The sequence below is a fragment of the Stappia sp. ABD4_338 genome (assembly GCF_056312175.1).
The window spans coordinates 2,251,460-2,278,078 of the sequence record NZ_CM149982.1; the positions used below are offsets into that span (position 1 = coordinate 2,251,460).

The following is a 26,619-nucleotide window of genomic DNA, read 5'->3' on the forward strand; positions in this document are numbered from 1 at the left end:
CTCACTCGCCACGCCGCGCCAGACGCGGGTTCAGGGCATCGTTCAGGCCCTCGCCGATCAGGTTCAGCGCCAGGACCGTCAGCAGGATGGCGACACCGGGGAAGAACGAAAGCCACCAGGCCTGACGGATGACCGTGCGCGCGGCGCCGATCATGTAGCCCCAGGACATCAGGTTCGGATCCCCGAGCCCCATGAAGGATAGCGAGGATTCCAGCAGGATCGCCGTCGCGACCATCAGGGAGGCCAGCACGATGATCGGCGAGATCGCATTGGGCAGGACCTGTCGCACGATGATGGTCAGATGGGTCTGACCGGACAGGATCGCCGCCTCGACATATTCGCGGGCCCTGAGCGAAAGCACCTCGCCACGCACGAGGCGCGCGACCGGTGGCCAGCTGACGATCGCGATGGCCCCGATGATCGACACGATGCTCGGCTCGAAGATCGCCACGAGCACAATGGCGAGGGCAAAGCTCGGGACCGTCTGGAAGAACTCGGTGATGCGCATCAGCGCATCGTCGACGAAGCCGCCGAAGTAGCCGGCGGCGGCTCCGATCGGAATGCCGATCAGCAGGGCCGCCAGCGTGGAGACGAGCCCGACCATCAGCGACACCTGAGCACCGTGGGCGAGCCCGGAGAGCACGTTGCGGCCCAGCGCGTCGGTGCCAAGGGGCAGCGCCTCATTCGACAGCGGCGGCAGGAAGGGCCGCTGCACCATCTTCCAGGGAGACTGGGGAAAGAGCACCGGCGCGAGGATGGCGACGGCAACGACCAGGGCCAGGATCACGACGCCCATGACGGCACCGCGATGACGGCGGAATCGGTTCCAGAACGCACGCATCACGACACCCGAATGCGAGGATCGACGACACGATAGAGAATGTCGGTGATCAGGTTGAAGAGAAGCACCATGGCCGCGGAGATGAAGAAGATGCCGAGGAGCAGGTTGTAGTCACGCTGCGCGAGTGCCTCGAACATCAGCCGGCCGATGCCGGGCCAGGCGAACACGGTTTCGGTGAGCACCGCGCCGCCGACAAGCTGGCCGGCCTGAAGTCCCGCCAGGGTCACGACGGGAAGCATCGCGTTGCGGAAGATATGGCGGCGCTGGATGACGCTGTTGGGAAGCCCCTTTGCGCGCGCGGTCTTCACGAAGTCGAGGCGGCTGACCTCCAGCATCGAGGCGCGGGTCATGCGCATGTAGACCGCCATGAAGAACAGCCCGAGCGTCGTCGCCGGCAGGATCAGGTGCCGGCCGATATCGAGCGCGCGGGCGAAGCCCGTGTAGTTCGCGCCCACGGTCTCGTAGCCAAAGCCCGGCAGCCAGTTCAGTTCGACCGAGAAGACCAGAACCGCCATCAGGGCGGCCCAGTAGAGCGGCGTCGCGTAGAAAAGCAGCGCCAGAACCGAGATCACGGTGTCGGACCACTTTCCCACCCGGGCGGAGGCGATGACGCCGAGCAGGGTGCCGAGCAGCAACGACATGACGAAGGCGCTCAGCGTGAGAAGGAGCGTCGCCGGCAGGCGCTGGAAGATCAGGTCGGCGACCGGCATCTGCTGGCGATAGGAGAAGCCGAGATCGAACTGCAGCACGCCGCCGAGATAAAGACCGAGCTGGGTGAGCAGAGGCTTGTCGAGACCGAAACGCTCGCGCAATTGCTCGATGAAGATCTCGTCGGCCGCACCGGCCTCGCCCGCCATCACCGCAGCCGGATCACCCGGAGCCGCATGGATCAGGAAGAAGTTCAGGACAAGGATGGCAACCAGGATGATCGCCGCCTTGACCAGACGCATGAGGATAAATCTCAACATCGGGACCGGACGCGCCTTGAAGGAGAACGGACACCGCACCGCACACGCGCCGTGAACCGGCCATGCCGGTCCGGCCCGCCCGCACCGGTTCGGCACGGAGTGGCGGAACGTGGCTGGACCGCGCGGAACCGGGAGGTCTCCCGCCCGCGCGGCCGTGGCTTTCGTCTTGCCTATTTCTCGATATAGGCGTCCTTGAACCCGTCGTTGACGCCGATGGCGGTCGTCACGAGGTTCTTGACGTTGCAGCGATAGATTGTCGGGAAACCGAGTTCCAGAAGCCACGCCACCGGCACATCGTCCACCAGCTTCTTCTGGATCTCGTCATAGAGTTCCTGACGCTCCTCCTTCGTCACCGCGACGGCCGCCTTGGCGAACATCTCGTCGATGTTCTTGTTCGAGTAGCCCTCGACATTGTTCCAGGGCGACCCCTTGGCAATGTTCGTCGAAACGTAGGTGCGCGAGACGCCAAGCGCGGGATCGCCGTACTGATAGAGGTACGTGAAGGCGAGATCGTAGTCCCACTCGCTGATCTTCTGGTTCCAGCCGGCAACGTCGGTGGCGACCATGTCGACCTTGATGCCGACCTCCTCCAGGTTCTGCTTGATGGCCTCGGCCCAGCGCTGCCAGGTCTCTCCGTAAGGCAGCGGCAACAGGCGCACCGGCGTGCCGTCGTAGCCCATCTCCTTCAGCAGCGCGCGCGCCTTGTCCGGATCGTAATCGTATTTCGTGACGTCATCCGAGTAGAAGCGCGTGGACGACGAAACCGGACCGGTCGCGACCTTGCCCAGACCGTTCCACAGCGCGTCGCGGGCGAAGTTGCGGTCCATGGCGTACATGACGGCCTGGCGGAAACGCACGTCGGCGGTCGGGCCTTCCCGATTGTTCAGCCACATCCACGACAGCGGTCCGAAATACTCCCAGCCCTTGTCGGTGACGCAGGAATTCTCGAGTTCCGTCAGGCGGCCGACATCGAAGTTCTCGACCGAGCCGCCCGGCAGGATGTCCACGATCCCCGTCTCATAGGCAACGGCACGCGATGCCGCGTCCGGGATCACGTGCCAGTAGATCTCGTCGAGGTGAGGCTTGCCCTCCTCGTAGTAGTCCTCGTTCTTGACCAGCAGGATGTGGGATCCCTTCACCCACTCCTGGAACTTGAACGGCCCGGTACCGATGGGCTTGTTGTTGGCCGGGTTCGTCTTGAAGTCGGTGCCTTCATAGATGTGCTTCGGGATCATCGGCATGGTGCCGACCTCGAAGATACCGATGAACGGCCCGAAAGGCTGCTTCAGCTTGAAGACGACGGTGTGCTCATCCGTGGCGGTGATCGACTCGACATGCTTAAGCGAGGCGCGAAGGCGCGCGTGCGTCTCCCGCAGAAACACGTCGGCCGAAAACACGACGTCATCGGCGGTGAACGGCTCCCCGTCGTGCCACTTGGCATTTTCCTGCAGGTGGAAGGTGTAGGTGAGCCCGTCCTCGGAAATCTCCCAGGACTTGGCAAGCTGCGGCATCGCCTCGAGCCCGGTCGTGTAGCGCAGCAGGCCCTCGTAGATATTGCCGGCCACCATCTGGCTCGGGCCGTTCTGGATGATGCCGAGCATCAGCCCCGGCGGTTCGGGCTGGATCACCACGTTGGCGCGCCCTCCGTCGACGGGTTCGGCGTGAAGCGCCGTCGACATCAGCATGGCGGCGGCAAGCGTCGTCAGTCTCTTGAACATTGCGGTCTGTTCCCCTCGGTAATCGGCGGCCGGGCTTTTGCCTCGTCTTTCCGCCTCCTCTGGCCGGGCTCTGGAAAACCCGGGTCCGGATCAGTTCACGAGATCCGGGTAGTGCTTCAGCGCCAGGCGCTGGAAGGCCTCCCACTGCGGGTCGAGCCTGTTGGCGGAGTGTTTCTCGCCCCACCCCTCGTACTGGCGGGCGGTCTTTTCCGCGAGCTCGGGATCGATGCGCCGCTGCACGCCACCCGATGACATGATCGCCAGTTGCGCCTTGCAGGTGCGCTCCATGTTGAACATCAGCGAGAAGGCTTCGCCGACGGAGCGGCCGCACGTCAGAAGCCCGTGATTGCGCAGGATCATCACGTTGCGTTCGCCAAGGTCAGCGACGAGGCGCTCACGCTCGGCGAGGTCCAGCGCAATGCCCTCATAGTCGTGGAAGGCAATGCGGTTGTGGAACTGCAGCGACCACTGGTTCAACGGCAGGATTCCCTCGTCCATGGAGGAGATCGCAACGCCCGCCACCGTATGCGTGTGCAGCACGCAATGCACCTCGGGGCGCGCCGCGTGAACGGCCGAATGGATCGTGAAGCCGGCCTTGTTCATCCCGGAACCATGTGTGTCCCGCAGCACGTTGCCATCGATGTCGACGGTCACGAGGCTCGAGGCGGTCACCTCATCGAAACGCAGCCCATAGGGATTGATCAGGAACGCATGCTCCCCCTCCTCCGCCGGAGCCTTGCAGGAGATGTGGGTGAAGATGCTGTCATCCATTCCGAAATGGGCGACCAGGCGATACGCGGCGGCGAGCTGGATGCGCTCGATCGGCTGACCGGCGTCGGCGGAAAGCGCGGTCGCGGCGGAACTCGGAACTGACATCGGAACCTTCCGGGTCTGGGCGCCGGCAGCGGCGCGGGAAACGTGTCTGTGTGGAAACGCCGCACAGGGCCGGACGCCTACCTGCGACATTCCGTCATACGGGAAAGCTGGCACGTGGCGCGGCTCAATGTCAATTGTCGACAATCTTCAATTCCTGCTCCATTGTTGGGCAGAGTGCGCGGTTGCGAACCACCGCCGTTCGGATCACAAGACGGCCCTCGCTAGGCGCGGGGGGGTGGTTTCCGCTCCGCACCACGAACCGCTCGTGGCGCCGGACCGGCAGCCGGCGTATCGACGTCCCGGGCGACGCGAGCGCGATCCCGGCATCCCTCACGAACGCGGATGCAAGGACGAACCGAGATCCCGGCGGCAGGTTTCGCCGGAAGAAACGATGGGCGAGATGGACGACGGCAAACTTTTCTCGATGGTGTCCGCGACCGATCTCGTGACCCAGATCGCGCGCCAGATCACGGAAGCGATCGTCGCGGGACGGCTGAAACCGGGCCAGAGGCTCACCGAGCTTCAGCTTTCAAAGGAATTCGGCACAAGCCGTGCGCCCGTGCGAGAGGCCGCGCGCCTGCTGGAAAGCCAGGGACTTGTGGTGTCGAGCCCACGGCGCGGCTTCTTCGTGCGCACCCTGACGGCGTTCGACCTGCGCGACCTCTACGAGTTGCGCATCGGGCTGGAGCTTCACGCGGGAGAACTGGCCATCGAGCGGGCGAGCGACGCAGCGATCGTGGACCTGCGACGACAGATCGACACGCTCTACGAGCTCGCCGACGACGGATCGGTGGAACGACAGATCTTCGAGGACTTCGCCTTTCACCGAATGCTCTGCACTGCCAGCGGCAACGCCCGGCTGCTCAAGGTCTACGATGAACTGGCAAACGAAATGCGCGCCGGCATCACGCTCATCGGCAAGCTCTACGACGATCCGCACCGCATTGCCGAAACCCATGTCCCCATCGTCGAGGCGCTTGCGCGGCGGGAGCGCGACACATTGCGCGAGGCGCTCGTGTTCCACATTGCAACGGCGCAAAAGGCGGTTGTCCGCCTCTTCGACACGGTCGGGCCGGAGCAGGTGGAGAGCCGATAACACCCGGCTCCCGACATGGATGGCGCCACGCAGGGGCTCCCGGCGTGGCGCTCAAGGTTGTCTCAAGTCCGCGAGGACGGACCGTCTCAGAAGAGGCGGCTTCCGTCCGGCACCTTCTGGTCAGGCTTGAACAGCACCACCGCACCGTTCTCGTCGGCGAAGCCGAGCGTCAGGACCTCGGACATGAACTTGCCGATCTGGCGGGGCGGGAAGTTCACCACCGCAGCGACCTGCCGGCCAAGCAGCGTCTCCGGCGTGTAGTGCTCGGTGATCTGGGCGCTGGTCTTCTTCTGACCGATGGTTGGCCCGAAATCGATCACCAGCTTGAAGGCGGGCTTGCGGGCCTCGGGGTAAGGCTCGGCTGAAACGATGGTGCCGATGCGGATGTCCACGGCCAGAAAATCGTTGAAAGCGATCTCCGGCGCGGCCGGGGCGTCAAGCGTGTGTGTGGCGTGCATGAGGCTCTTCCCTGGCTCTGGCTTGCGAAACATTGTCCGCAAGCGTTCCCTAAAGATATCCCGCGCGAACCTAACGGCTTTGATTTCAAAGAAAAGCCTTTCGTCGCAAGCGCACTCCCGGATCTTTGTTCGCCAGACGCTTCATGCCTGGCGATGGCGCGCAAACCCGTGTCCGCCGGCAGTGAGCGTCACGCAAAACGCCATCGCAAGCAGCACCAGTACGCTCGGCGCGAAAGCCCCGACACCCAGACGGTCGAGCAAGAGCCCTCCGACGATGCCTCCGCCCGCGATTGCCGTGTTCCATGTCGTAACCAGCATGGACTGGGCGAGATCGGCCGCCGGGCCTGCGGTCTTGGCGCTCGCCGTCTGAAACAGCGTCGCGCAGCCGCCAAAGGCCAGGCCCCACACGGCAACGGCACCATAGATGACCGCCGGATTGTCTCCCCTCAACCAGAGCGCCACCGCCGAGCACGCGAAGAGCGCGGTGCTGAGGAGCGTCAGCTCCCGCAAGCGCCGGTCGATCAGAATACCCACCACCCAGATGCCGATCAGCGACGCAATGCCGAAGACGAGCAGGACGGTGTCGGTGCGCTTCATCATGCCGGCACCGGCAAGGAATGGCGCGATATAGGTGTAGAGGATGTTGTGGGCGAGCACGAAGGTCAGCACGACAAGCAGGACCTGACGGATCCCGGGCAACAAGAACACCCCCTTCAGTGACCGGCGCGCACCTTCCGCCGCACCGGGAAAATCCGGCACCCGGGCCAGCACCCAGAAGACGAGAACCACCGTCAGGACACTCATCAGTCCGAAGCAGGCCCGCCACCCGATTAACGCCCCAAGAAAGGTTCCCGCCGGCACGCCGAGCGAAAGGGCCAGCGGCGTTCCCGCCATCGCGACCGCAATCGCCCTCCCCTTGAGATGTTCGGGTGCCATGCGGGCGGCGTATCCAGCCGCCAGCGCCCAGAGCAGACCTGCGGCGACGCCGGCAACAAGGCGTGCCACAAGCGTCAGCGCATAGCTCCCGGACAGCGCGGTGACCGTGTTGGCAAGCAGAAAACCGACGATCGCGGCAAGCAGAAGCGGACGACGGCGGTATCCCTGGGTGTACGCGGTCAGGGGAATGGCGGCGGCAAGTGATCCCACCGCATAAACGGTGACGAGTTGGCCAGCGGCAGCCTCCGAAACGCCAAGGCCGGCACCGATGGCAGGCAGCAGCCCCGCCGGCAACGCTTCGGTCAAAATGGTGATGAAGGCCGCCATGGAAAGCGCCAGCAATCCACCCCAGGGCAGGCCTTCGCCCGCGTGTGACGTGGACGAAGCTCCCGGAAATGTGCCTTCACGGCATTCGCGCCCGCTCATTCGCCGCCCTCCCCGGGGACCGCCTCGACGTTGACGATGAACACGGTGGGATGCGCTGTGGCCGAAAAGCGGGCCCGGTGGGGAACGGTCATGCAAAACCTCGTTTGGACATTGCGATATCGCCAGAGGTGGCATGGCGCGCCTTCCGGAAAAACAGGCTTCAATTCTTCTCACTTCGGACTATCATGTCCGCAATCATGACCCTTCCCACGGATAGTCTCGGCGCACTCAACGTTTTCATGCAGGCGGCGGAAACCCGCAGCTTCACGGCAGCCGGACGACAGCTCGGCGTCTCATCGTCGGCCGTCGGAAAGGCGGTCGCCCGGCTGGAGGAACGCCTTGGAGTGAGGCTGTTCCATCGCTCGACGCGCGCGATCACGCTGACACCGGAAGGCAGTCTCTTTCTGGAACGGTGCAGACGAATCTTCTGCGAAGTGGAGGCGGCCGAGCTGGAACTCTCGCGAACGCGCGCGCATCCACGCGGCGTGTTGCGCGTAAGCCTGCCCGTGGTCGGTATGCTGATGATGCCCACCCTCTCGGCATTCATGCAGGCCTGGCCGGACATCGAGCTCGATCTCGACTTCTCCGACCGTCTTGTCGACGTGATCGAGGAAGGCTTCGACGCCGTCATCCGTACGGGCGAGGCAAGCGATTCCAGGCTCATGACCCGCGTGCTGGGGACGTTCGGCTACAGGCTGGTAGGTGCTCCGGCCTATTTCGAGAAAAACGGAACGCCCGAGACACCTGGCGACCTTGCCGCGCACAGGGGCCTGTTTCATCGCTATCCGCAGACGGGCAAGCTGGAGGAATGGCATCTCGTCGACGACGACGGGAAGCCGGTCCCGGCCCCGACAAGTGCCGGCGTCTCAAGCGCAATCGAACCTCTTATCGACCTTGCCGAGCGTGGCCACGGGCTGGCCTGTCTGCCGGAGTTCGCCGTATCGGACAGGCTGACCAGGGGCACACTCACAAGTGTGCTGGACGACAAGGTCGGTCACTCGGGAACCTTCCGGATCCTCTGGCCCTCGAGCAGGCACCAGGCACCGAAGCTGCGTGCCTTCGTCGATTTCATGGCCGCCAACCTTCTTTCAGAAACGTCGAGGTCGACATGCGCGTAGTTCTCACGGGGAGTTCCGGGCGGGTCGGTCGTGCGATCTTCAACGCCCTGGCCGGGCATCACGAGGTCATCGGCCTGGACCGCTCTCCGTTCTCGACCACGCATGTTGTCGGCGATATCGCCGACAAGGCCGTGCTGCGCCCACTTCTGAAAGGCGCCGACGCGGTGATCCACACCGCCGCACTGCATGCCCCGCACGTCGGCGGTATCCCCGACTCGGAGTTTCAACGGGTCAATATCGAGGGGACCCGAGCCCTTGCCAAAGAGGCGATGTCATCGGACGTAAAGCGGATGGTTCTGACCAGCACGACCGCCTTGTACGGAAACGCAATCGTGCCCGGCGCCTGCACGTGGGTCGACGAGGCGACGGTTCCCGTTCCGAAGAGCATCTATCACCGGACGAAACTGGACGCCGAACACATCCTTGAAGGCATGGCCCGTCCGGATTTCGAGGTCCGGGTGCTGCGGATGTCGCGGAGTTTCCCCGAACCGGGGGACGTCATGGCCGCCTACAGGCTGCATCGCGGGATCGACGTCCGCGACGTGGCCGAGGCCCATCTCGCAGCACTGACGAACAGCGGGCCACACTTCCAGCGCCACATCATTTCGGCAACGCCGGTCTTTGCGAGGCAGGATCGCGAGGCTCTGGCGAGGGACGCTGCATCCGTCATCCGGCTGCGCGCACCACGGCTTGCCGCCGCGTTTGAACAAAGAGGCTGGACGCTCCCGCTCTCCGTCGACCGCATATATGATTCCGGCTCTGCGCGACATGCACTCGGGTGGCGACCCCGCTTCGGCTTTTCCGAGGTGCTGGCGCAGATGGACCGGGGCAGCCTGGAAGTCCTGCCGGCGGGCTCGCGCATCGACAGGAAGCCGGAATAGACCTCGTCTGCCTCCGGTCGGCGGTTGCCTTTCCAGTGAAACCGTTCGCCCCGGCGCGAAAGTCAGCCGAGCCCCGCTTCCCGCATGATCCATTGCCTGAACGCCGCGACTTTCGGCACAGCCATCTTGTCCGGCTCGACGACGACGAAATACCTGTCAAAGGTCCGCACCGGCGCATCTATCGCGAGCATGATGCTTCCGGCGGCCAGAAAACGGCTTGCGTAAACGTCGCGCACGACGGCAAGCCCCTGTCCGGCAATCGCCCCTTCGATCAACAGGGCGTCATCGGCATAGCTCGGACCCTTTGCCGCATCGCGGGACGGTCCGACGCCATTTGCCTCGAGCCATGTCAGCCAATCCGCGCGATCCCGATCCTGCAACAGCGGATAGCGCAGGCAGTCAGCCGGCTCGGCCAGGGACATGCCCGACAAAAGGGAGGGGCTTGCAACCGCGACAAGGCGCGGGGTGAGGAGAAGAGTCGATTTCAGACCGGGGTATTCCCCGGACCCATGACGAAGCGCCACATCCGCCATGCCACCGGATACGTCCGCGAGCTGCACCGAGGTTTCGATCCTGATCTCGATCTCCGGATGCAATGCCGCGAAGCGACCGAGACGCGGCGCAAGCCAGCATGTGGCAAAAGACGGCGTGGTGCTGACAACCAGCGAGCGCGGTCCCGGCCGACGGCCCTCGAACAGGTCCACGGCGGCATCGATCTGGGCGAAGCCCGGCGCGACCCGGCGAAACAGTTGCAGGCCCTGCGGCGACAGCTTCACCGTCCGGTTTCCACGCTCAAGGAGCCGAACGCCGAAACGGGCTTCCAGCGCCTTGACCTGCTGGCTGACGGCGCCCGGCGTCACATTCAGCTCTTGTGCCGCACGCTTGATGCTGCCCTGGCGGCCAACTTCCACGAAGGTGCGCAGGGCGCCGAGGGATATGAATGACGTCATCCGAGACAGTTTAGATAAACTAAATCATTCGACAAGAGATCTGGTTTGTATCGCCTGGGCCGGAATGTATCTCTGCCCCCATGCAGACACCTCCCTCGCCTTCCGAATACATCTCGCCAGCCCTTGTCCGCCTGCTCGCGGTCGGCGCGGGAGCCGCAGTCGCCAACAGCTACTACAATCAGGCATTCCTCGGTTATCTGACCGCGGATTTCGCACTGGTGGCCGGGGCGGTCTCCATCGTGCCGGTTCTGACCCAGGCCGGCAACGCGTTCGGCGTGCTGCTGCTCGCCCCCCTCGGCGACCGGATGGAGCGCCGCTCCCTCATTCTCATGACCATTGCCGCGCTGGTGATCGCCCTGGTTGGGGCCGCCGTATCGCCGGGTTTCGCCTGGCTCGCGCTTGCCAGTCTCGCGGTGAGTCTCTTTGCCACGGTGGCGCAGCAGATCGTTCCCCTGGCGGTGCATCTGGCCCCGCCGACCGGACGCGGCCGCGTTCTGGGCACTGTCACGGGAGGCATCCTGATCGGCATCCTGCTTGCCCGCACGGTCAGCGGAACGATTTCGGACCTTTGGGGCTGGTCGTTCGTCTTCTGGTTCGCGGCCGTCTTGATGATCGCAATCGGAGTGGCGCTCGCAGTCTGGCTCCCCCGCGTCCCGCCAACGACGGACATGAGCTATCCGCGCCTGATCGGCTCGCTCTGGACGCTGGTGCGCACGCACCCCGTTCTCAGGCGTGCAGTCACGGTGCAATTCCTGATTTTCGCTGCCTTCATGGGCTTCTGGTCGAATCTCGCGCTGCTGCTCGCCGAACCGCGCTTTCAGCTCGGCGGCACGGAGGTCGGCCTGCTCGCCCTCGTGGGTGTCGCCGGGGCCCTCGCCGCGCCGATTGCCGGCGGCTTCGCCGACCGCCGCGGGGAAGGCCTCGTGGTCTCGGCGGGCGCGGGACTGGTCGTGTTCGCCTTCATGATCTTCGGGTTCTGGCAAGGCTCCCTTGCCGGACTGGTGGTGGGCATTCTCGTGCTGGATCTCGCCGTGCAGTCCTCCCAGGTCGCCAATCAGGCGCGCGTCTATGCGCTGGACCCGAACGCCCGCAGCCGGCTCAACACCGTGTTCATGGCCTGCATGCTCGCTGGCGGTGCCGTCGGCGCCGGCCTTGGCGGGGCCGCCTATGCCATTTCGGGCTGGACCGGGACGTGCATTTTCGGCGCGACCTCCGCCGGCCTCGCACTGGTCATCTCCCGGGCACCACGGCTTCCGGGTCTCGACACACGTCGAACAGATCCACATCCCTGAAGTCAAAGTCCACAAACATTCGTTTTTATGAAGATCGAACGACGCCTACTCTTGGTCCAAACGGATCTCTGGAGGCGTTTTCATGACGGTTGAAACGGCAGTCGGCTTCATCGGCCTCGGTACGATGGGCGAACCAATGGCGCTGAACCTGGTCGGGGCCGGCACACCGCTCGTGGTGTGGAACCGGACGCGCGAGCGCTGCGCCCCGCTGGAACGAGCCGGCGCTCAGGTTGCTTCCGATGCCGCGGACCTCTTTGCGCGATGTGGAACGATCATCCTGATGCTGGAGAACGACGCGGCGACGGATGCGGTTCTGGACAGGCATGGCCCGGGCTTCGCCGCGCGTGTCGCAGGACGGACCATCGTTTCCATGAGCACGCTTTCGGCGGAGTATTCGAGGTTGCTGGCCGATGACATCGGCGCCGCCGGCGGGTGTTACGTCGAAGCGCCCGTCTCGGGTTCGCGAAAGCCGGCCGAGGCCGGTCAACTGGTCGGCATGCTTGCCGGCGACCCCGAGGTTTGCGCCCGCCTGCGACCGCTTCTGGCTCCGCTTTGCAAGGAAATCGTCGACTGCGGGGCGGTGCCCGGCGCGCTTCACATGAAGCTTGCGGTCAACACATTCCTGATCACCCTGGTCACGGGACTGGCGGAGGCCTCGCATTTCGCCGCGCGGCACGGTCTCGACATGACCCGCTTCACGGAGATCCTGAACGCCGGTCCGATGGCCAGCGACGTCTCCAGGATCAAGGCGGAAAAGCTCCTGGCGGGCGATTTCTCCCGTCAGGCGGGTATCGCCGATGTGCTGAAGAACAGTCGCCTCGTCGTGGAAGCCGCCCGGTCCGCGGAGATTGCCTCCCCCCTGATGGACGTCTGTCTTGATCTCTATGGCGAGACAGACACAATGGAGCTTGAAGAAGACGACATGATATCGGTCATTCGCGCCATCGACATGCGTACGGAGACCGGTTCCCGCTGAAGGCACCGCCGCGCATGATCACCTCCGCCCTGTCCGAAAATCTTTCGGGCCTGCTTGTCATTCTCACGATCTTTACGGTCGGCGTCGCCAGCCCCGGCCCGGCGACACTGATGATCCTCGGGACGGCCATGGCACGCGGTCGGGCACCGGCGGTTGCCTTGTCCCTTGGCGTCGTCCTCGGCTCCATGGCCTGGGCAACCGTGGCGGCGCTCGGCTTCGTCGCGGCGCTCAAGACCTCGGCGACCCTCTTTACCCTGCTGAAGGTCGCCGGCGGCCTGTACCTGCTTTTTCTTGCGATCAAAGCCTGGCGTTCCGCCCTGACACCCGGCGTCGAAGCCAGGCTCCGCACCTCCGGAAGCAACAGGCCGCTTTCCTGCTTCGTGCAGGGACTTCTCCTGCATCTGACGAATCCGAAGGCGCCGCTCGTCTGGATGGCCACGCTTTCCGTGGGCGGGCTGAACACCGCTCCGCTGCCTTTTCTGGCCACGGCGATCCTGCTGTGCGCGCTGATCGGAATCACGGTGTTCGTCGGCTATGCGCTTCTGTTTTCCACCCGGAGAGCGTCGCGCATGTATCTCGCGGCCCGTCGACCGATCGATGCCGTTATCGGCACGCTCTTTGGCGCCGCCGCGATCAGGCTCTTTTCCTATCGGCTGACCTGAGCCGGACCACGAGGCTTTCCGGGAACGCGACGCTCCAACGGCGATGTCCAGGTAGAGGCGTCTAACGGGTCGTCGCCATCAGAACGCTTCCGCCGATCATGAAGCCTCCGCCGGCATATCCCATGTTCCGGCGCGCCCGCCGGCTCTGGAACAGCGTCCGCGCGCCGGAAGCAATCAGCGCGTAGCCTGTCAGGAGCACAACGATCACGAGGCTGGAGGTCAGCGTCAGCAGTACGAGCTGGAGCGGCAGGTCACCTGCGGGATCGATGAACTGGGCGAGAAACGCCATATAGAAGACGATCGCCTTGGGATTCAGGATCGCCGTCACCGTTCCGGCCCAGAAGCTCCCCCAGGAGGACCCTTTTGCCGGCGTGACCAACAGGTCTTCGCGGATGCGTCGGGCATCCACGATCTGCATGTAGCCGAGCCACGCGAGATAGAACACGCCCGCCCATTTGACGATCTGGAACAGGACGGCGGAGGCCGCCAGAATGGCTCCCACACCGGCGAAAGACAGCCCGACCAGAACGATGCTCCCGATGACATCACCCAGAATGCACATCATCGCGGCGGTCTTTCCGCGCGTGAGCGATTGCCCGATCACGAGCAGGACACTCGGCCCCGGTATAGCGGTCAGGACAACACAGGCGATTGTATAGGCGAGCCATGTTTCCCAGGTCATTCCGCCCCTCCCTGCAGTGATCCTGCGATCACCGGACAATAGCGCTCGACAGCGCCGAAGACACCGGAAACTTACCGGCTTAAGGCGCCATGTCCAATCCCGGACGGCAAGAGCTTGGCGGGCAAGACCCCGGGTTGAAAGGATCTCGGTCTGGTGGAGCGTGACTGTTTCACCGCACGTTGAGTTTGAAACGGAACGCAGGCACGATAATGAGTATTGCAGTTACCTCTTCAAAGGGCCGAACAGGCAATGCGTCTCACATCTTTCACAGACTACGGTTTGCGCATGCTGATGCGGATGGCCAGCGAACCTGAGCGCGCTTTTACAACAGCGGAATTCGCGGCGGAGTTCGTATTGTCGCGCAATCATCTGGCGAAGATCATGCAACGACTCTCCCGGGGTGGCCTGGTCGAGACCCGTCGCGGTGGTCGCGGAGGTGCCGTTCTCGCCCAACCGGCGGAACGCATCGTACTCGGCAACGTCGTGCGCCTGCTGGAGGACGGCCACTCGCTTGTCGAATGCTTCACACCCGAGGGTGGCACCTGCACGTTGAACGGAAGGTGCCGCCTGAAGGCACGCTTGCGATCGGCCGAGGCGGCTTTCCTTGCCGATCTGGACAAGGCGACCCTCGCGGATGTTGCGCTCGCTCCGCTGTCGCCGGCCTGAGCGGCGGGCGGTGCACCGGTCCAGTTGCAAACCGCCACCGCCCTCCGCCCCTGCATCAGAACCGCGCCTTGAGCCCGGCATAAAGGGCACGCCCGTCCCCCGGCAGGAAGGCTGCCTGGTCCACCCGGGCCTGGTCGACAATCAGGGTCGAGGAGGCATAGGTGACATCAAAGAGATTGGTCACCTCTCCAAAGACCGACACCGTGTCGCTGATCCTGTATTCACTGCGCAGGTCGACCAGAGCGTAGGGATCCGCAAACAGGGTGTTCATGTTGTCGACCGGGGTGCGGTCAGGAACCCATTTGAGCGACGCCCCCAGACTCCACTTCTCGCTTGCCTGCACCTGCAGCGCGACCTGGAGAAGATGCCTGGGAGCCCCGGCCAGAAAGTTGTCGCCGCGCACGGGATCATTGCGGAACCGGAAATCCTGGAATGTGTAGGCAATGCGCCCGCTCAGCCAGTCGGTGAGCGTCGCACCCAAGCCGAGTTCGACGCCGAAATGGCGCGTGTCGCCTGCGTTGACCGCACCAAGGGAGGCGCCCGTGACATCGCGCAGGCTCAACAGCTCATTGTTCACCCAGGAATAGTAGGCGACGACATCCCAGGACAGCTTTCCTGAACGCCCACGCCACCCCGCTTCCACGGTGGAGGCTGTCTGGGCGTCGAGATCGGGAGTACGGAAGGCCGACGCCGGCAGCCCGGGATTTCCGGGATTGGGCCGCCCCGGGCTGCTGTTCGGCGTGCCGTTGATCGTGGCAAGAAGATCGTCGTGGGTCGGCGGCTCGAAACTCCGGCTCACGGCAGCAAAGAGCGTCTGGGTCTCGCCGACGCGATAAGTGAGGCCGAGGCTCGGTGTCCATCCGCTATAGGAGCGGGAATAGCTCGTGCTTTCCGTTGGCACCGCCCCATCCGGCAGCGCCACAGTGGGGTTGCCCGGATTGTAGGCGATGGTCGGTCTGGTCGCCCTGTCATAGACATCGCGATTGTCGCGGACGGAATGGGAAAACGAGATGGCGGGCGAAACCGTAAGCTCGGACAGGAGCGGGACATTGAAGCCTGCATGAACCGACAGGGTGGAAGCGTCGAGCTCATTCTGGCCGAACCGGGCGCCCTGCGTCCCGGCGCGATTCAGGAAGTAGTCGCGCGAAGCGGAACCCAGGGCATATCGCGCGGTCGCCTCGAACAGAGGCAATGTGGCCGCCGCATCGGGCTTGAAGGCATAACGCAGCACACCGATAAAGTCGCCACCTTCGGTCTCGCGAATGCCCGAGGGAATCGGAAAGCGGAAGCTGTCTTTCGTGTAGGTGTAGCCGAGCGCCACATCAACGGTGTGCTCATCGAGTTCGACCGTCGTTCTCGATCCGACGAGGAACTGGCTCGCATCGCGTCTCGGTCGGTCACGAACCACATTCGGTCCCGGAAAACTTACCCCTCCCGCGGAAACGACAGGCCCCGAAAAGACCTGACGCGGGTCCGACTTCATGTAGCTTTTCGGCAGCGGGCCGGCGACATCGAAACCTAGATCCGTATATCCGGCGAAGATGCGGGTCGTCACCATATCCGACACCTCCACTCCGACATTCGCACCGGCGCTGATACGGCTCGACTCGTTGTAGTCCCGGAAGCCGTCGCGGCGGCTGGCGTCAAAGTGAAACAGGCCGTCGTAGCTGTCGGTCCCGAAGCCGAACTGGCCGGCGACACCCGCCTGGCCAAAGCTTCCTCCCCGGGCCACCAGCTTGCCTCCCGGATCCGCCCACCCGGTCGGCGAGATGAAGTTCAGCGCACCGCCGAGAGAGGTCGCGCCGAGCCGGTTCGAGGTGTATCCGCGGAAAACCTCGATCGCATCCGCCTGACGCGGATTTGCAAAACCCACGATATACGACCCGTCCGCCCGGTTGAGCGGCAGGCCGTCCTGTAGCATGAGCACGCCGCGCTCAACGGGATTCTGCTGCAGTCCCGAGCCTCGAATCTGGACTCGGGGCTGATCGTGGCCTCCGAAAAAGTCCTGCACGACCACACCAGGTACGGTCGCAAGCGCACGGGCGATCGTCAGGTTTCCGGAATCGGGATAGTCGTCCGCAGCCACAACGGCGCCACCGCCGGCGATCGCGTCCAGCCGCTCTTCAAGGTCGCTGCGCAACACATCAAGGAAGATCTTGTCGAGAACGACCGCTCCGGGTGTCGCGGATTGCGCGACGCCCTGCTCGCTCCCGGCCAGCACCAATATCGCCGTCGAGGCGAGCAGCGACAATCGTGAAAGACCACGACCCGACTGTCGCCGCGCAAGCCTGCCTTCCTGCCGATCCATGGGGCGAGGGGGAGTGAACATATCGCTTTCCAAACCTGTCTTGCATTGCTTGCTCGTCTGGTTTGGCTGGCGCCTTGCGGGAGACTGCAGATTCCCTGAGGCGGTGGCTGGACCCGGTTGTCATCGACACTGCGAGCGTGCCCACCTGTTTCGCGGCGGCATCGACCGGAGCGCCTCACCCGCACCCACTCGAAAGTTGACTCTTTCATTCAGGATCAAGGCGGCGTATGGATAGCATGAAAATCGGTATTTGAAATACCTATTGAGGCTTCCATGTCGCCGAATGCACCGAGCGGATCAAGAAAAGCGGGTATCGCCCAACGGCATGTCTGGCTGGCGCTGGGCTGGACCGCTTTGGCGGCGGGGACCGCAGGAATCGTGCTGCCAATCGTTCCCACGACTCCCTTCGCGCTCCTTGCCGCGGCGGCTTTCGGCAAGGGCTCTCCGCGCCTGAAGCGATGGCTGGAAGACAGTGCGACATTCGGCCCCACCCTTGCCGCCTGGAGGTCGAAAGGTGCAATCGCCACTCGTCACAAGGTGGGGGCCGTTGCGACGATGGCCACCGTACTAGGCGCCAGCATCGCCCTGGGGGCGGTCTGGTGGGTCCTGGCCATTCAGGCGGTCTGCATGTGTGGCGCCTCCCTCTTCATTCTCACCCGGCCCGGTGTCTCCGCCCCTCTGGGGACATCGCGCTCCTTGCAACCGGAGCACCGCAAAAAACGCCGCCCTGCTCGCTGGTATCGCCTTTGGGCGCACGTGTTGCTCCTGGCCGGACTGCTCGCCACTGCCGTGGCCCTCGCCACCTGGCGCGGTGGCCTTTGGCCTCTGGATCTTGGCTTTTCAATCCTCGTGACCCTTGCCGGACTCGGTGTTCTGGTCATCGCCTGGGGACCTGTCTGGCTGGGGCTTCTGATCGCCTCGGCAAGCCTGAATAGCGTCCGCGGGCGGCTCACGCTTTGGCCAATCGCCACCGCGGCGCTGATTGGACTGCATGTCGTTTTCGGCACGGATCTCGGCTTCATGTCCCTGGAGCACCTCGGGCCCGCCGGAGCACTTCACCTCTATGCCGTGCCGACGGCCCTTGTCCTCGTGCTGGGATCGGCCGTTCGGGAAGGGTTACGCAAGCGTCCGTCCAAAATTACTGGCACCCAAGAACCTGGAGACACGCAATGATCTCTACGTCCCTCTCGCGCCGCACAGTGCTCCGCACCGCGCTCGGTGGAGCCACCCTGCTCGCCATGCCCGCGTCATTGCATGCCGCCCCCCTGGTTCCTGAACTGGCACTGTACGGTCCGCCAGCCGGCCCTTCCGTCACCCTCGCGCATGCGGTCGCGACAAACCGGTTCGCCGGGATCGCCGCGACAACCAGCCTGACAACCTGGCGCAACCCGGATGAATTGCGGGCAGGCCTGACCTCCGGCGCAATCCAGCTTTCGATCGTTCCCGTGCAAGCAGCGGCAAACCTCTACAATCGCGGCTATCCGATCCGGCTGGCCAACGTGATGACAAACGGGTTGCTCTACGTCACCTCAGCCGACGCAAGCATCGCCGACATCTCGGACCTGCGCGGACGCACGGTCGCGGTCCCGTTTCGGGGCGACACGCCTGAAATCCTTTTCAACAGACTGCTCGCCCATCGCGGGCTCGCCCCATCGGCGGATCTCGACATCACCTATGCCGGCTCTCCGATCGAGGCGATGCAACTTCTTCTGGCCGGCCGGGTGGAAGCCGCCTTGACGGCCGAACCCTCGACATCGGCCGCGGTGATCGCCGGCGCCCAGGCCGGAAAAGACATCCGCCGTTCCATAGACCTGCAGGCGGCGTGGGGCGCAATAACGGGGGCCGCGCCGGTCCTGCCGCAAGCCGGACTGGCGATCACGGCGCCCTTCCTGGATGCCCACGGCAATGCAGTACCGGCACTTCTCTCGACGATCGAATCCGCGACACCGGAGGTTCTCGCGCACCCGGCCACTGCCGCCGCCCATGCGACGGAAGCGCTCGGAATGCCAGCTCCCCTGCTCGCGGCCTCGGTCCCTTATTCCAATCTCGTCGCGCGCCCCGCCAAGGAAGCCCGGGCCGATGTCGAGCGGATGCTGTCCGCAATGAGCGGACCGGACATGAACGCGATCAACGGCAAGCTGCCCGACAGCGGCTTCTATTTGTGATCGCAAAAATGGACGAACTCCACCAGGCAGCCACTGAAGGTCCGATGAAGCCCTCACGAACCACATCGTCCATTGCGCGCCGTCTCGCCGACCGGGCCGGGCGCTTGCTGGAACTCGCATGGTCAGCCTGGGCCGGGCTTGCAGCCCTGTGTCTGCTCGCCGCCGTTTGGCAGGCAGGTCACGAAGCGTATGGCCCCTTCATCCTCAGTTCCCCGCAGGAGACGATCGCCGCCGTCTGGCAACTTGCCGGCATGCCGGAAGCCTGGTCCGTGGCCACACTGACATTGCAACGGTCCGTCACCGGTTTTGCACTCGTTGCCGGCCTGGGGCTGGTGCTCGGTCTTGCGGCTGGATACTCGCCCGCAACGATGAGGATCGCCGCACCACTTATCACGGTGCTGATTGGCGTGCCCCCCATTGCCTGGATCGTCCTGGCAATGATCTGGTTCGGCGGTTCGGACGCGACCGTGCGAACCGTGATCGTCGTGACGGCACTGCCCGTGGTGTTTCTGGGTGCGGCACAAGGCATTGCCACGCGCGACCGCAACCTCGACCGGATGGCGAGCGCTTTCGGCGCCGGACCCGTACGCCGGTTCCTGACCGTGGGACTTCGTCAAACGACAACCACGCTGTTTCCGGCTCTTACGCTGGCGCTTGGCACGGCGTTCAAGGTCGCGGTGATGGCCGAGTTGCTCGCCAATGCGGGCGGTATCGGGGGAGCGCTGGCGGATGCGCGAATCAACCTCGACATCGCGAACGCGCTAGCCTGGGTCCTGATTGCCGTGTCGCTGCTGGTCGCGGTCGAATATGTCCTGGTTCAGCCGGTCAAGGGCGAGGTCGACCGCTGGCGCCGCGCGGCCCAACCCTGGGGCGTGAAGCGATGACAGTTCTCGATATCTCCTCTCTTGAACATGCCTATCTCGGGCGCTCGGTCCTCAAGGACATCGACCTCGCCGTGAAAACGGGAGAAATAGTCGCCCTGGTCGGGCCATCTGGCTGCGGGAAGTCGACACTCGCCCATATTGCCGCCGGGCTTCTGGAACCGAAATCGGGTCGCGTCGAGCGTCGATACCAAAGACACGCAATGATCTTCCAGGACCCCGCGCTCCTGCCCTGGGCAACGGCAGCGCGAAATATCGGTTTCAGCTTGCGCCTCGCGCGGGTGCCACGGCTCGACAGGACGGAACGATTGAGGGAAGCAGCCCGAAAGGTCGCACTCGAACCGAATGACCTGGAGAAATATCCTGTTGAACTGTCCGGCGGCATGCGCCAGCGGGTTGCCATTGCCCGGGCCTTGGCCGTTCGACCGGACTTCATCTATTTCGACGAGCCCTTCACTGCGCTCGATGTCGCCCTGCGCCGCAGAATGCAGGACCTGGTCATCGCGACCTGTGCCCATGCCGGGCTTGCCGGGCTGTTCATCACCCACGACCTGCATGAAGCGGCCCGGGTCTCGCACCGGATCGCCGTGCTCGATACCCATGGCGCAGGTATCCTGGGGTATCGTCCATTGCCGGGCGCACCCGGCGAGCGCGATGAAGCCGAGGAACGCGACTGGGTCGCGGCCGCGCTAACGCGCGATCCGCTGTTCCGTCACATCCACGATGTGGACGAAAGGCAAATCGCATGACGTGTGCCCCAGCGGCTCCGGTGCGACGCAGCGTGCCGGCATCCCTTTCCGCGACCTTGTCTGATGAGGGCTTTCGTCTGTTCTTTCCGCTCGCAGCCGTTTATGCCGCGATCTTTCCGCTGCTGTGGGTGCTGGCACTCGGCTTCGACCTGCCGCTTGCACATACGGTTCCCCCGATGATCTGGCACGCCCATGAGATGCTTGTCGGGGCGTTCGGTGCGGCGCTGATCGGCTTTCTCACCACCGCCGTGCCGGAATGGACCGACACTCCTCCCCTTCGCGGCTGGCCGCTTTGGGGGCTTGCCGGTCTTTGGAGCGCGGGACGCGTTGTCGGTGCGCTTGGCTGGGACGGGCTGAGCGCGATAGGAGCGTTGGCCGATCTTGCATGGATGCTGGTCCTTTTCGGCTATCTCCTGCATCTCTCGATCCGGCGGCGGACTGACAAACTGCTGGCATTTCTGTTCTGGCTCGGCGTGCTTATTGCCTGCCTCGTAATGGCGCAAGGCGCGTTCCTGACAGCGGACATCGACCGCGCGGCGATGGCCGTTCATCTCATCGGGTATGCTTTCCTGGGACTTCTGGGCATTGCCCTGGCGAGAATTACGGTACCAGTCACCAACCTCGTGCTCGCCCCTACAGAGACAAGTTCACCGTTTCGGCCACATCCCGGGCGGCTGAACCTGGCCCCGGGGCTGGTTGCCGTCGCAATCGCGGGACAATTCGCGGGCCTGTCTCCCTCGGTGACGGGATATCTCCTCATAGCGGCGGGGGCTGCCTTCATGGACCGTGTCGCAGAGGCCTTCATTGGACGGGAGGTGGCGCGTGCCGAGATTCTGATGCTGGCCGGCTCGTCCGCTCTGGCCGGCACCGGCCTGATGATGGCTGGCGCCTCCGCACTCGGGGCTCCCTGGGCGGAGGTTACGGGACTGCACGTTGCTCTGATGGGCGGGCTGGGCCTCGGCGTCTTTGCCGTCTTTTGCATCGCCGGCCAGCTACACACCGGCAGGCCTCTGGGCCTTTCGCTCCCGGTACGTATGGGCGCGCTGGCCCTGACTGCATCGGTCGCGCTTCGGATTCTTCCGGATCTCGGGGTCTCACTCCCCGGCCCCCTGCATTCGACGGCTGCCCTGACCTGGAGTGGCGCATTTCTGATCTGGACTGCTGCATACTGGCCTGCGGTGACAGGCCCCACCATCGCAGCAGTCCGGCCACCTCGAACCGAAGAGGTCGGGCCGGCGACCAGCCAGCGCTAGGCCCCACGCCCTGGCCGGTCACGGCAAGGTCGGGAACCACACGATCTCAGCATTGCTGTCCTGGCACTTCGCCCATCCAGGGTCGGGCCCGAGGAGGCCCCAGACGAAGAAGATCAACGGCCCGTGCCGCGATCTGCTGCGCAGCCTCCTCCAACGTCGCCGGGCGGTGGTAGAAGGCCGGAACCGGGGGCATGACGATGGCTCCCATCTCCGTTGCCAGGGTCATGTTGCGCAGGTGCGCGAGCGTGAGCGGCGCCTCCCGCGCGAGGAGCACCAGCGGGCGCCGCTCCTTGAGATGTACCGAGGCCGCGCGAACGAGAAGATTGTCGTCAAGCCCATGGGCAATGGCAGCCAGGCTTCGCATCGAACATGGCGCCACGATCATGCCGGCCGAGGGAAACGACCCTGAAGCGATACGCGCGCCCACGTCCAAGGCCGGGTGCCTGGCCGATGCCAGCCGGCAAAGCTCCTCCAGGGCATCAGCGCCGCATTCAATGTCCAGAGTGCGCTCGGCGGCATGGCTGGTCACGAGATCGAAAGCGATACCGCGCCGAGCCATGTCGCGCGCCGCCGCCAGCGCCAACATCGCGCCGGCCGCTCCCGACACCCCCAGAACGACCGGGGTCATGCCAATCCCTCCCGCCTGAGGATACGCTCGGCCGCAGCTTCCGCCTCTGAGCTTAGCGTCATGACCGTCCCGAAGGGACGCTCGGTTTCCGATCCGATCTTGGTTGTCGCGTCCAGGCCGATCTTGCCGGCGAGGCCGTCAAGAGGTGAGGCGAAGTCGAGATAATCCATCGGCGTTCGCTCAAGCACCAGGCTATCCCGAGCGGGATCGAAGCGGGTGGCGAGAGCCCAGGCTATATCGTCCCAGTTGCGCGGATCGATATCGTCATCCACCACCACGATCATCTTGGTGTAGCTGAATTGCGGAAGCATGCCCCACAGGGCAAGCATCACCCGCCGGGCCTGACCGGGATAACGCTTGTCAATGCTCACCACTGCCATGCGATAGGAACAGGCGGCCGGGGGGAGCCACAGGTCGCAAACCTCTGGAATCTGCTGACGGATCACAGGCAGTGCCAGGTCGTTGAAAACCTCCCCGATGACGGCGGGTTCATCCGGCGGACGGCCCGTCCAGGTAGAGAGATAAAGCGGGTCGCGCCGATGGGTGATGGCGGTGACGGTCAGCACCGGGAAAGGTTCGACCGCGTTGTAGTAGCCCGTGTGGTCGCCGAACGGGCCTTCCGGCGCGACGTCGTCCGGCTGAATCCACCCCTCGACAATGATCTCGGCATCGGCGGGAACCAGCATTGGAACAGTCCGGGCCGGGACAAGACGGGTTCGCCCACCCCGCAGCACGCCGGAAAAGGCGAGCTCCGAGACTGTCTCGGGCAAAGGCAATGCTGCGCCAAGCAACAGCGCGGGGTCTGCGCCAAGCACAACGGCAACCGGCATCGGCTTTCCCGCATGCCGGTAGCCGCGATGATGGTCCGCTCCGCCCCGGTGGGCCAGCCAACGCATGACAAGCCGGTCGCTCGCCAGCACCTGAGCGCGGTAGATGCCCGCGTTATAGCTCCCCGTGTTCTCGGCAGCAGATCCGTGCGGGCGCGTCAGCACCACCGGCCAGGTCATCAAGGGGCCTGCATCTCCCGGCCAACATGTCTGCACCGGCAGGCAGGTGAGGTCGGGAGGCGTCATGTTTTCGTCCTGCGCCGGCGCGCGGGAAACGAGCCGCGGACGGCTTTTCAAGGCTGCGGACAGATGCGGCCATCGTGACAGGGCATCCCGAAGGCCGTTCGGAGGCACGGGATTGCGCAGAGCTGCAAGAAACGCCCCGAAGTCGGCAACCCCCTCAGGGGCAAGACCGAGACCGGCAGCAACCCGTCGCCGGGTGCCGAACAGATTTGTCACGACCGGCACCGAATGCACCGCCCCATCGGCCGAGACAGGCGCATCGAATTGCAGCACGGGGCCCTCAGCCAGCAGCATACGGCGATGCACGGCTGTCATTTCCTCGACGAGGCGCACAGGCGTTGCGACATGATGCAGCTCCCCTTCCCCGTCGCACCACGCGAGGAAGGAACGCAAATCGGTGAAGGCAGGAAGCTGGCGCATGGGATTTCCGGTCAAGAGGCTTGACCGGAATAGCAGGCGTCATCGCCCGCAAGGTTGATGCGCATCAACAAAGGTCGCAACTCACACTCCTATGGTGTCGCGGCACAACGACACCGGAGCCCAGCATGACCTTCCCGTCCGCCGACACGAGGCCGGCACGTCACATCCCGGAAGTACCGCCCTTTCTGGCACTTGGCTTGCGCCTTGCTCCCCCTGGCCCCGCGGGACGCGTCCTTAGCGAGGTCGCTCGCCGCATCCTGGCCGACCACCCCAGGCTGATCGACCGGTTGGGGGCCTATCGGACCTGCCGCTTTTCCCTCACCGCCACCGACGTTCCGATCAACTTCCTCATCGACCTTGGAGCCGATCCCGTTCGCGTCAGACTGCAAGCAACGCCGCCCGATGCAGACGCACGCATTTCCGGCAAGCTGGCCGCCCTGATCGGCCTTGTCCACGGCGCCTGGGACGGCGACGCCCTGTTCTTCTCTCGTGACCTGGTCGTAGAGGGCGATACCTCTGCCGCCCTGGCCTTGCGCAACGCAATCGATGACGCCGAGCTGGATCTGGGACAGGAAATTTCCAGCCTGAGCGGACCGCTGTCCGGCCTCGTCTCCCGCCTGATCTCCTTTACGGAGGGTTTGACCGGCGTACCTCTGACGCGAACGGAGGCGATACAATGATGGAACTCGTCTGTCCTGCCGGCACACCGGCGTCGCTGCGCGCGGCGGTCGATGCCGGCGCGCACACGGTGTATTGCGGCTTTGCCGACGACACCAACGCGCGCAACTTTCCCGGCCTCAACTTCTCACGGTCCGAACTGGCTGACGGCGTCGCCTATGCCCATCGACGCGGCGCCAAGGTACTGGTGGCGATCAACACCTTCCCGCGCGCTGGCGACGAAGACATCTGGCACCGGGCGGTAGCGGACGCGGAGACGGCTGGTGCCGACGCTGTGATCCTCGCCGACCTCGGGCTTATCGCCCATGCGGCGGAGCGTCATCCGGGCCTACGCCGCCACGTCTCGGTACAGGCTGCCGTCGCGAATGCCGACATGGTCAACTTTTATGCCGAGACGTTCGGCGTGAAGCGCGTCGTTTTTCCGCGCGTGCTCAGCGTCGAGGAGATCGCCGCCATCAACCGGGAGATCGACATCGAAAGCGAGGTGTTCATATTCGGGGGTCTTTGCGTCATGACCGAGGGTCGCTGTTCGATGTCGTCCTATATCACCGGGCTCTCCCCAAACATGAACGGGGTGTGCTCGCCGGCAAGCCACGTCACCTACACCGAGGAAGACAACACGTTGGCGGCGCGCCTTGGCGGCTATACGATTCATCGATCCGCCAAACACGAGGCGGCACCCTACCCCACCCTGTGCAAGGGGTGCTTCAAGGTCGGGCCGCGCACAGGCTACGTGTTTGAAGATCCAGCCAGCCTCGATGCCTCGGAACTGCTGCCGGCGCTGGCGCGGGCCGGTGTTTCAGCCCTCAAGATCGAGGGCCGCCAGCGTTCACGCGCCTATGTCACCCAGGTGGTCCGCAACTTCCGAAATGCGGTCGAGGCACTGGCCGACGGACGGCCAATGCCGGTCGGCATGCTGGCGGGACTGACCGAAGGTCAGACCACCACCTCGGGCGCCTACAAGAAGATCTGGAGATAACCGCCATGGACCTGACCGTCGGCCCTGTCCAAGGGTTCTGGGACGCCGATCTCTGGGACAGTTTCTACGCCCGTCTCGCGGATGAACCCGACGTCAAGCGGGTCGTCATCGGCGAACTGGTCTGCTCGAAGCGACTGCCCTTCTACCAGGATCGCCTGCCGGAAGCGATCGAACGCCTGCTTGCCGCGGGCAAGGAGGTGGCTGTCACAAGCCTAGCCCTCGTGACCTTGAAACGCGAGCGCAAGATGACCGCGGATCTCGCCGACCTGGGGCTAGAAATAGAGGTCAACGATCTCACCGCCCTGGCTCATCTCCCGGCGGGAGCAACCTTCTCCGTCGGACCGCTTGTCAATGTCTACAATGAGAGCACGCTGGGCTTCCTGGCCAGGCGTGGCGCCGTCCGTTTCTGCCTTCCGCCGGAACTCCCCTCACATTCCGTCGCCCGCCTGAGCGAGGCGGCCGGAGCGATCCCGGTCGATGTGTGGGGATGGGGACGGCTGCCACTGGCGATATCGGGTCGCTGCTATCACGCCCGATACCATGACCGGACCAAGGACCAGTGCCAGTTCGTTTGCGCCGAGGACCCGGACGGACTGGCCGTGGACACGCTTGATGACCAGAAATTTCTGGCCATCAACGGCGTCCAGACCCTGTCATCCCAATGCGCGAACATGGCTCATTCCATTGACCAGCTTGTCGGGCTTGGTGTTTCGGGCTTGAGGCTTTCGCCGCAAACGACCGGCTTCTTTGACGTTATCGGTCTGTTTCGCGATCTGCTCTCCGGCCGGATCGATGCCGAGGACCTCAGCAGGAAAGCCCTGCCACTCGCTCCGGGTGGAGCGTTTTGCAACGGCTTCCTGGACGGGCCGGCCGGCGTTTCATGGAGACACCCGACCCCGGACTGAAACCTCCCGAACGTGCTGCCCCGCCCCCAGAGATCGG

26 protein-coding genes are annotated in these 26,619 nt (G+C 64.4%); 15 read left to right on the top strand and 11 right to left on the bottom strand.

The features are described 5' to 3' along the window. Position 1: 1 nt before the first annotated feature. From ACYX4S_RS10265 to ACYX4S_RS10280, 4 genes are all read right to left on the bottom strand, one after another. Positions 2–841 carry an ABC transporter permease gene (locus tag ACYX4S_RS10265; protein ID WP_476360079.1) on the bottom strand — a complete coding sequence of 280 codons (840 nt, stop codon included), beginning with the start codon at positions 839–841 and terminating at the stop codon, positions 2–4. Continuing rightward, positions 841–1,809 (bottom strand): ABC transporter permease, encoded by a 969-nt coding sequence (locus tag ACYX4S_RS10270; RefSeq protein WP_476360080.1) that lies wholly within the window; start codon positions 1,807–1,809, stop codon positions 841–843. Before ACYX4S_RS10270 ends, ACYX4S_RS10265 begins: the two co-directional genes overlap by 1 nt. A gap of 170 nt (positions 1,810–1,979) precedes the next feature. Then, positions 1,980–3,527, bottom strand: a complete 1,548-nt coding sequence (locus tag ACYX4S_RS10275; protein ID WP_476360081.1) for an ABC transporter substrate-binding protein — start codon at positions 3,525–3,527, stop codon at positions 1,980–1,982. Positions 3,528–3,617: 90 nt separating this feature from the next. Next, positions 3,618–4,403, bottom strand: coding sequence for a class II aldolase/adducin family protein (locus ACYX4S_RS10280; RefSeq protein WP_476360082.1), 786 nt, complete (start codon positions 4,401–4,403; stop codon positions 3,618–3,620). A gap of 391 nt (positions 4,404–4,794) precedes the next feature. Here ACYX4S_RS10280 and ACYX4S_RS10285 point away from each other — a divergent pair, with 391 nt between their 5' ends. Continuing rightward, positions 4,795–5,499, top strand: coding sequence for a GntR family transcriptional regulator (locus ACYX4S_RS10285; protein WP_476360083.1), 705 nt, complete (start codon positions 4,795–4,797; stop codon positions 5,497–5,499). Positions 5,500–5,585: 86 nt separating this feature from the next. Here the strand turns inward: ACYX4S_RS10285 and ACYX4S_RS10290 are convergent, their stop codons facing one another. After that, positions 5,586–5,957 carry a tRNA-binding protein gene (locus ACYX4S_RS10290; RefSeq protein WP_293720412.1) on the bottom strand — a complete coding sequence of 124 codons (372 nt, stop codon included), beginning with the start codon at positions 5,955–5,957 and terminating at the stop codon, positions 5,586–5,588. A 141-nt stretch (positions 5,958–6,098) separates the two neighbouring features. Beyond that, positions 6,099–7,319 carry an MFS transporter gene (locus tag ACYX4S_RS10295; RefSeq protein ID WP_476360084.1) on the bottom strand — a complete coding sequence of 407 codons (1,221 nt, stop codon included), beginning with the start codon at positions 7,317–7,319 and terminating at the stop codon, positions 6,099–6,101. 197 nt (positions 7,320–7,516) lie between these two features. Here ACYX4S_RS10295 and ACYX4S_RS10300 point away from each other — a divergent pair, with 197 nt between their 5' ends. Further along, the gene (locus tag ACYX4S_RS10300) at positions 7,517–8,437 is read left to right on the top strand and encodes a LysR family transcriptional regulator (protein ID WP_476360085.1); all 921 of its coding nucleotides are present in this window, start codon (positions 7,517–7,519) and stop codon (positions 8,435–8,437) included. After that, positions 8,428–9,318: an NAD-dependent epimerase/dehydratase family protein gene (locus ACYX4S_RS10305; RefSeq protein ID WP_476360086.1), complete on the top strand. Its 891-nt coding sequence runs from the start codon at positions 8,428–8,430 to the stop codon at positions 9,316–9,318. Before ACYX4S_RS10300 ends, ACYX4S_RS10305 begins: the two co-directional genes overlap by 10 nt. 62 nt (positions 9,319–9,380) lie before the next feature. Here the strand turns inward: ACYX4S_RS10305 and ACYX4S_RS10310 are convergent, their stop codons facing one another. Next, positions 9,381–10,268, bottom strand: coding sequence for a LysR substrate-binding domain-containing protein (locus ACYX4S_RS10310; protein ID WP_476360087.1), 888 nt, complete (start codon positions 10,266–10,268; stop codon positions 9,381–9,383). Between the two features lie 80 nt (positions 10,269–10,348). Between ACYX4S_RS10310 and ACYX4S_RS10315 the strand changes: the two genes are divergently transcribed. The 3 genes from ACYX4S_RS10315 to ACYX4S_RS10325 all read left to right on the top strand — a co-directional run bounded on the left by ACYX4S_RS10315 (position 10,349) and on the right by ACYX4S_RS10325 (position 13,198). Then, positions 10,349–11,560, top strand: coding sequence for an MFS transporter (locus tag ACYX4S_RS10315; RefSeq protein ID WP_476360088.1), 1,212 nt, complete (start codon positions 10,349–10,351; stop codon positions 11,558–11,560). 82 nt (positions 11,561–11,642) lie between these two features. Next, complete coding sequence (locus tag ACYX4S_RS10320) at positions 11,643–12,536, top strand: NAD(P)-dependent oxidoreductase (RefSeq protein WP_476360089.1); 894 nt, start codon at positions 11,643–11,645, stop codon at positions 12,534–12,536. 14 nt (positions 12,537–12,550) lie between these two features. Then, positions 12,551–13,198 (top strand): LysE family translocator, encoded by a 648-nt coding sequence (locus ACYX4S_RS10325; RefSeq protein WP_476360090.1) that lies wholly within the window; start codon positions 12,551–12,553, stop codon positions 13,196–13,198. Positions 13,199–13,259: 61 nt separating this feature from the next. Here ACYX4S_RS10325 and ACYX4S_RS10330 read toward each other — a convergent pair whose 3' ends face one another. Further along, positions 13,260–13,880 (bottom strand): LysE family translocator, encoded by a 621-nt coding sequence (locus ACYX4S_RS10330; RefSeq protein ID WP_476360091.1) that lies wholly within the window; start codon positions 13,878–13,880, stop codon positions 13,260–13,262. A 249-nt stretch (positions 13,881–14,129) separates the two neighbouring features. Between ACYX4S_RS10330 and ACYX4S_RS10335 the strand changes: the two genes are divergently transcribed. Then, positions 14,130–14,546: an Rrf2 family transcriptional regulator gene (locus ACYX4S_RS10335; RefSeq protein ID WP_422068534.1), complete on the top strand. Its 417-nt coding sequence runs from the start codon at positions 14,130–14,132 to the stop codon at positions 14,544–14,546. A 55-nt stretch (positions 14,547–14,601) separates the two neighbouring features. Here the strand turns inward: ACYX4S_RS10335 and ACYX4S_RS10340 are convergent, their stop codons facing one another. Then, entirely contained in the window at positions 14,602–16,875 is a 2,274-nt protein-coding gene (locus ACYX4S_RS10340) for a TonB-dependent receptor family protein (protein WP_476360092.1), read from the bottom strand. Positions 16,876–17,127: 252 nt separating this feature from the next. Between ACYX4S_RS10340 and ACYX4S_RS10345 the strand changes: the two genes are divergently transcribed. From ACYX4S_RS10345 to ACYX4S_RS10365, 5 genes are read left to right on the top strand one after another with little or no spacing between them, the layout of a single operon-like run. Next, positions 17,128–18,027: a YbaN family protein gene (locus tag ACYX4S_RS10345; protein WP_476360093.1), complete on the top strand. Its 900-nt coding sequence runs from the start codon at positions 17,128–17,130 to the stop codon at positions 18,025–18,027. Further along, positions 18,024–19,019: an ABC transporter substrate-binding protein gene (locus ACYX4S_RS10350; protein ID WP_476360094.1), complete on the top strand. Its 996-nt coding sequence runs from the start codon at positions 18,024–18,026 to the stop codon at positions 19,017–19,019. The genes ACYX4S_RS10345 and ACYX4S_RS10350 overlap by 4 nt, the downstream gene beginning before the upstream one ends. A 44-nt stretch (positions 19,020–19,063) precedes the next feature. Beyond that, complete coding sequence (locus tag ACYX4S_RS10355) at positions 19,064–19,903, top strand: ABC transporter permease (protein WP_476360095.1); 840 nt, start codon at positions 19,064–19,066, stop codon at positions 19,901–19,903. Further along, positions 19,900–20,649 (top strand): ABC transporter ATP-binding protein, encoded by a 750-nt coding sequence (locus tag ACYX4S_RS10360; RefSeq protein ID WP_476360096.1) that lies wholly within the window; start codon positions 19,900–19,902, stop codon positions 20,647–20,649. The genes ACYX4S_RS10355 and ACYX4S_RS10360 overlap by 4 nt, the downstream gene beginning before the upstream one ends. Positions 20,650–20,681: 32 nt before the next feature. Further along, the gene (locus tag ACYX4S_RS10365; protein ID WP_476360097.1) at positions 20,682–21,902 is read left to right on the top strand and encodes an NnrS family protein; all 1,221 of its coding nucleotides are present in this window, start codon (positions 20,682–20,684) and stop codon (positions 21,900–21,902) included. A gap of 46 nt (positions 21,903–21,948) precedes the next feature. Here ACYX4S_RS10365 and ACYX4S_RS10370 read toward each other — a convergent pair whose 3' ends face one another. Both ACYX4S_RS10370 and ACYX4S_RS10375 read right to left on the bottom strand, forming a co-directional pair. After that, on the bottom strand, positions 21,949–22,530 hold the full coding sequence (locus ACYX4S_RS10370; RefSeq protein WP_476360098.1) for a UbiX family flavin prenyltransferase: 582 nt from the start codon (positions 22,528–22,530) through the stop codon (positions 21,949–21,951). Further along, positions 22,527–24,020 (bottom strand): UbiD family decarboxylase, encoded by a 1,494-nt coding sequence (locus ACYX4S_RS10375; protein ID WP_476360099.1) that lies wholly within the window; start codon positions 24,018–24,020, stop codon positions 22,527–22,529. Before ACYX4S_RS10375 ends, ACYX4S_RS10370 begins: the two co-directional genes overlap by 4 nt. A 125-nt stretch (positions 24,021–24,145) precedes the next feature. Between ACYX4S_RS10375 and ubiT the strand changes: the two genes are divergently transcribed. From ubiT to ubiV, 3 genes are read left to right on the top strand one after another with little or no spacing between them, the layout of a single operon-like run. Beyond that, the gene (gene ubiT / locus ACYX4S_RS10380) at positions 24,146–24,700 is read left to right on the top strand and encodes a ubiquinone anaerobic biosynthesis accessory factor UbiT (RefSeq protein ID WP_293721134.1); all 555 of its coding nucleotides are present in this window, start codon (positions 24,146–24,148) and stop codon (positions 24,698–24,700) included. Beyond that, complete coding sequence (gene ubiU, locus ACYX4S_RS10385) at positions 24,700–25,677, top strand: ubiquinone anaerobic biosynthesis protein UbiU (RefSeq protein ID WP_476362852.1); 978 nt, start codon at positions 24,700–24,702, stop codon at positions 25,675–25,677. The genes ubiT and ubiU overlap by 1 nt, the downstream gene beginning before the upstream one ends. A gap of 5 nt (positions 25,678–25,682) precedes the next feature. After that, entirely contained in the window at positions 25,683–26,582 is a 900-nt protein-coding gene (ubiV, locus tag ACYX4S_RS10390) for a ubiquinone anaerobic biosynthesis protein UbiV (RefSeq protein WP_476360100.1), read from the top strand. The last annotated feature ends 37 nt before the right edge of the window (positions 26,583–26,619 follow it).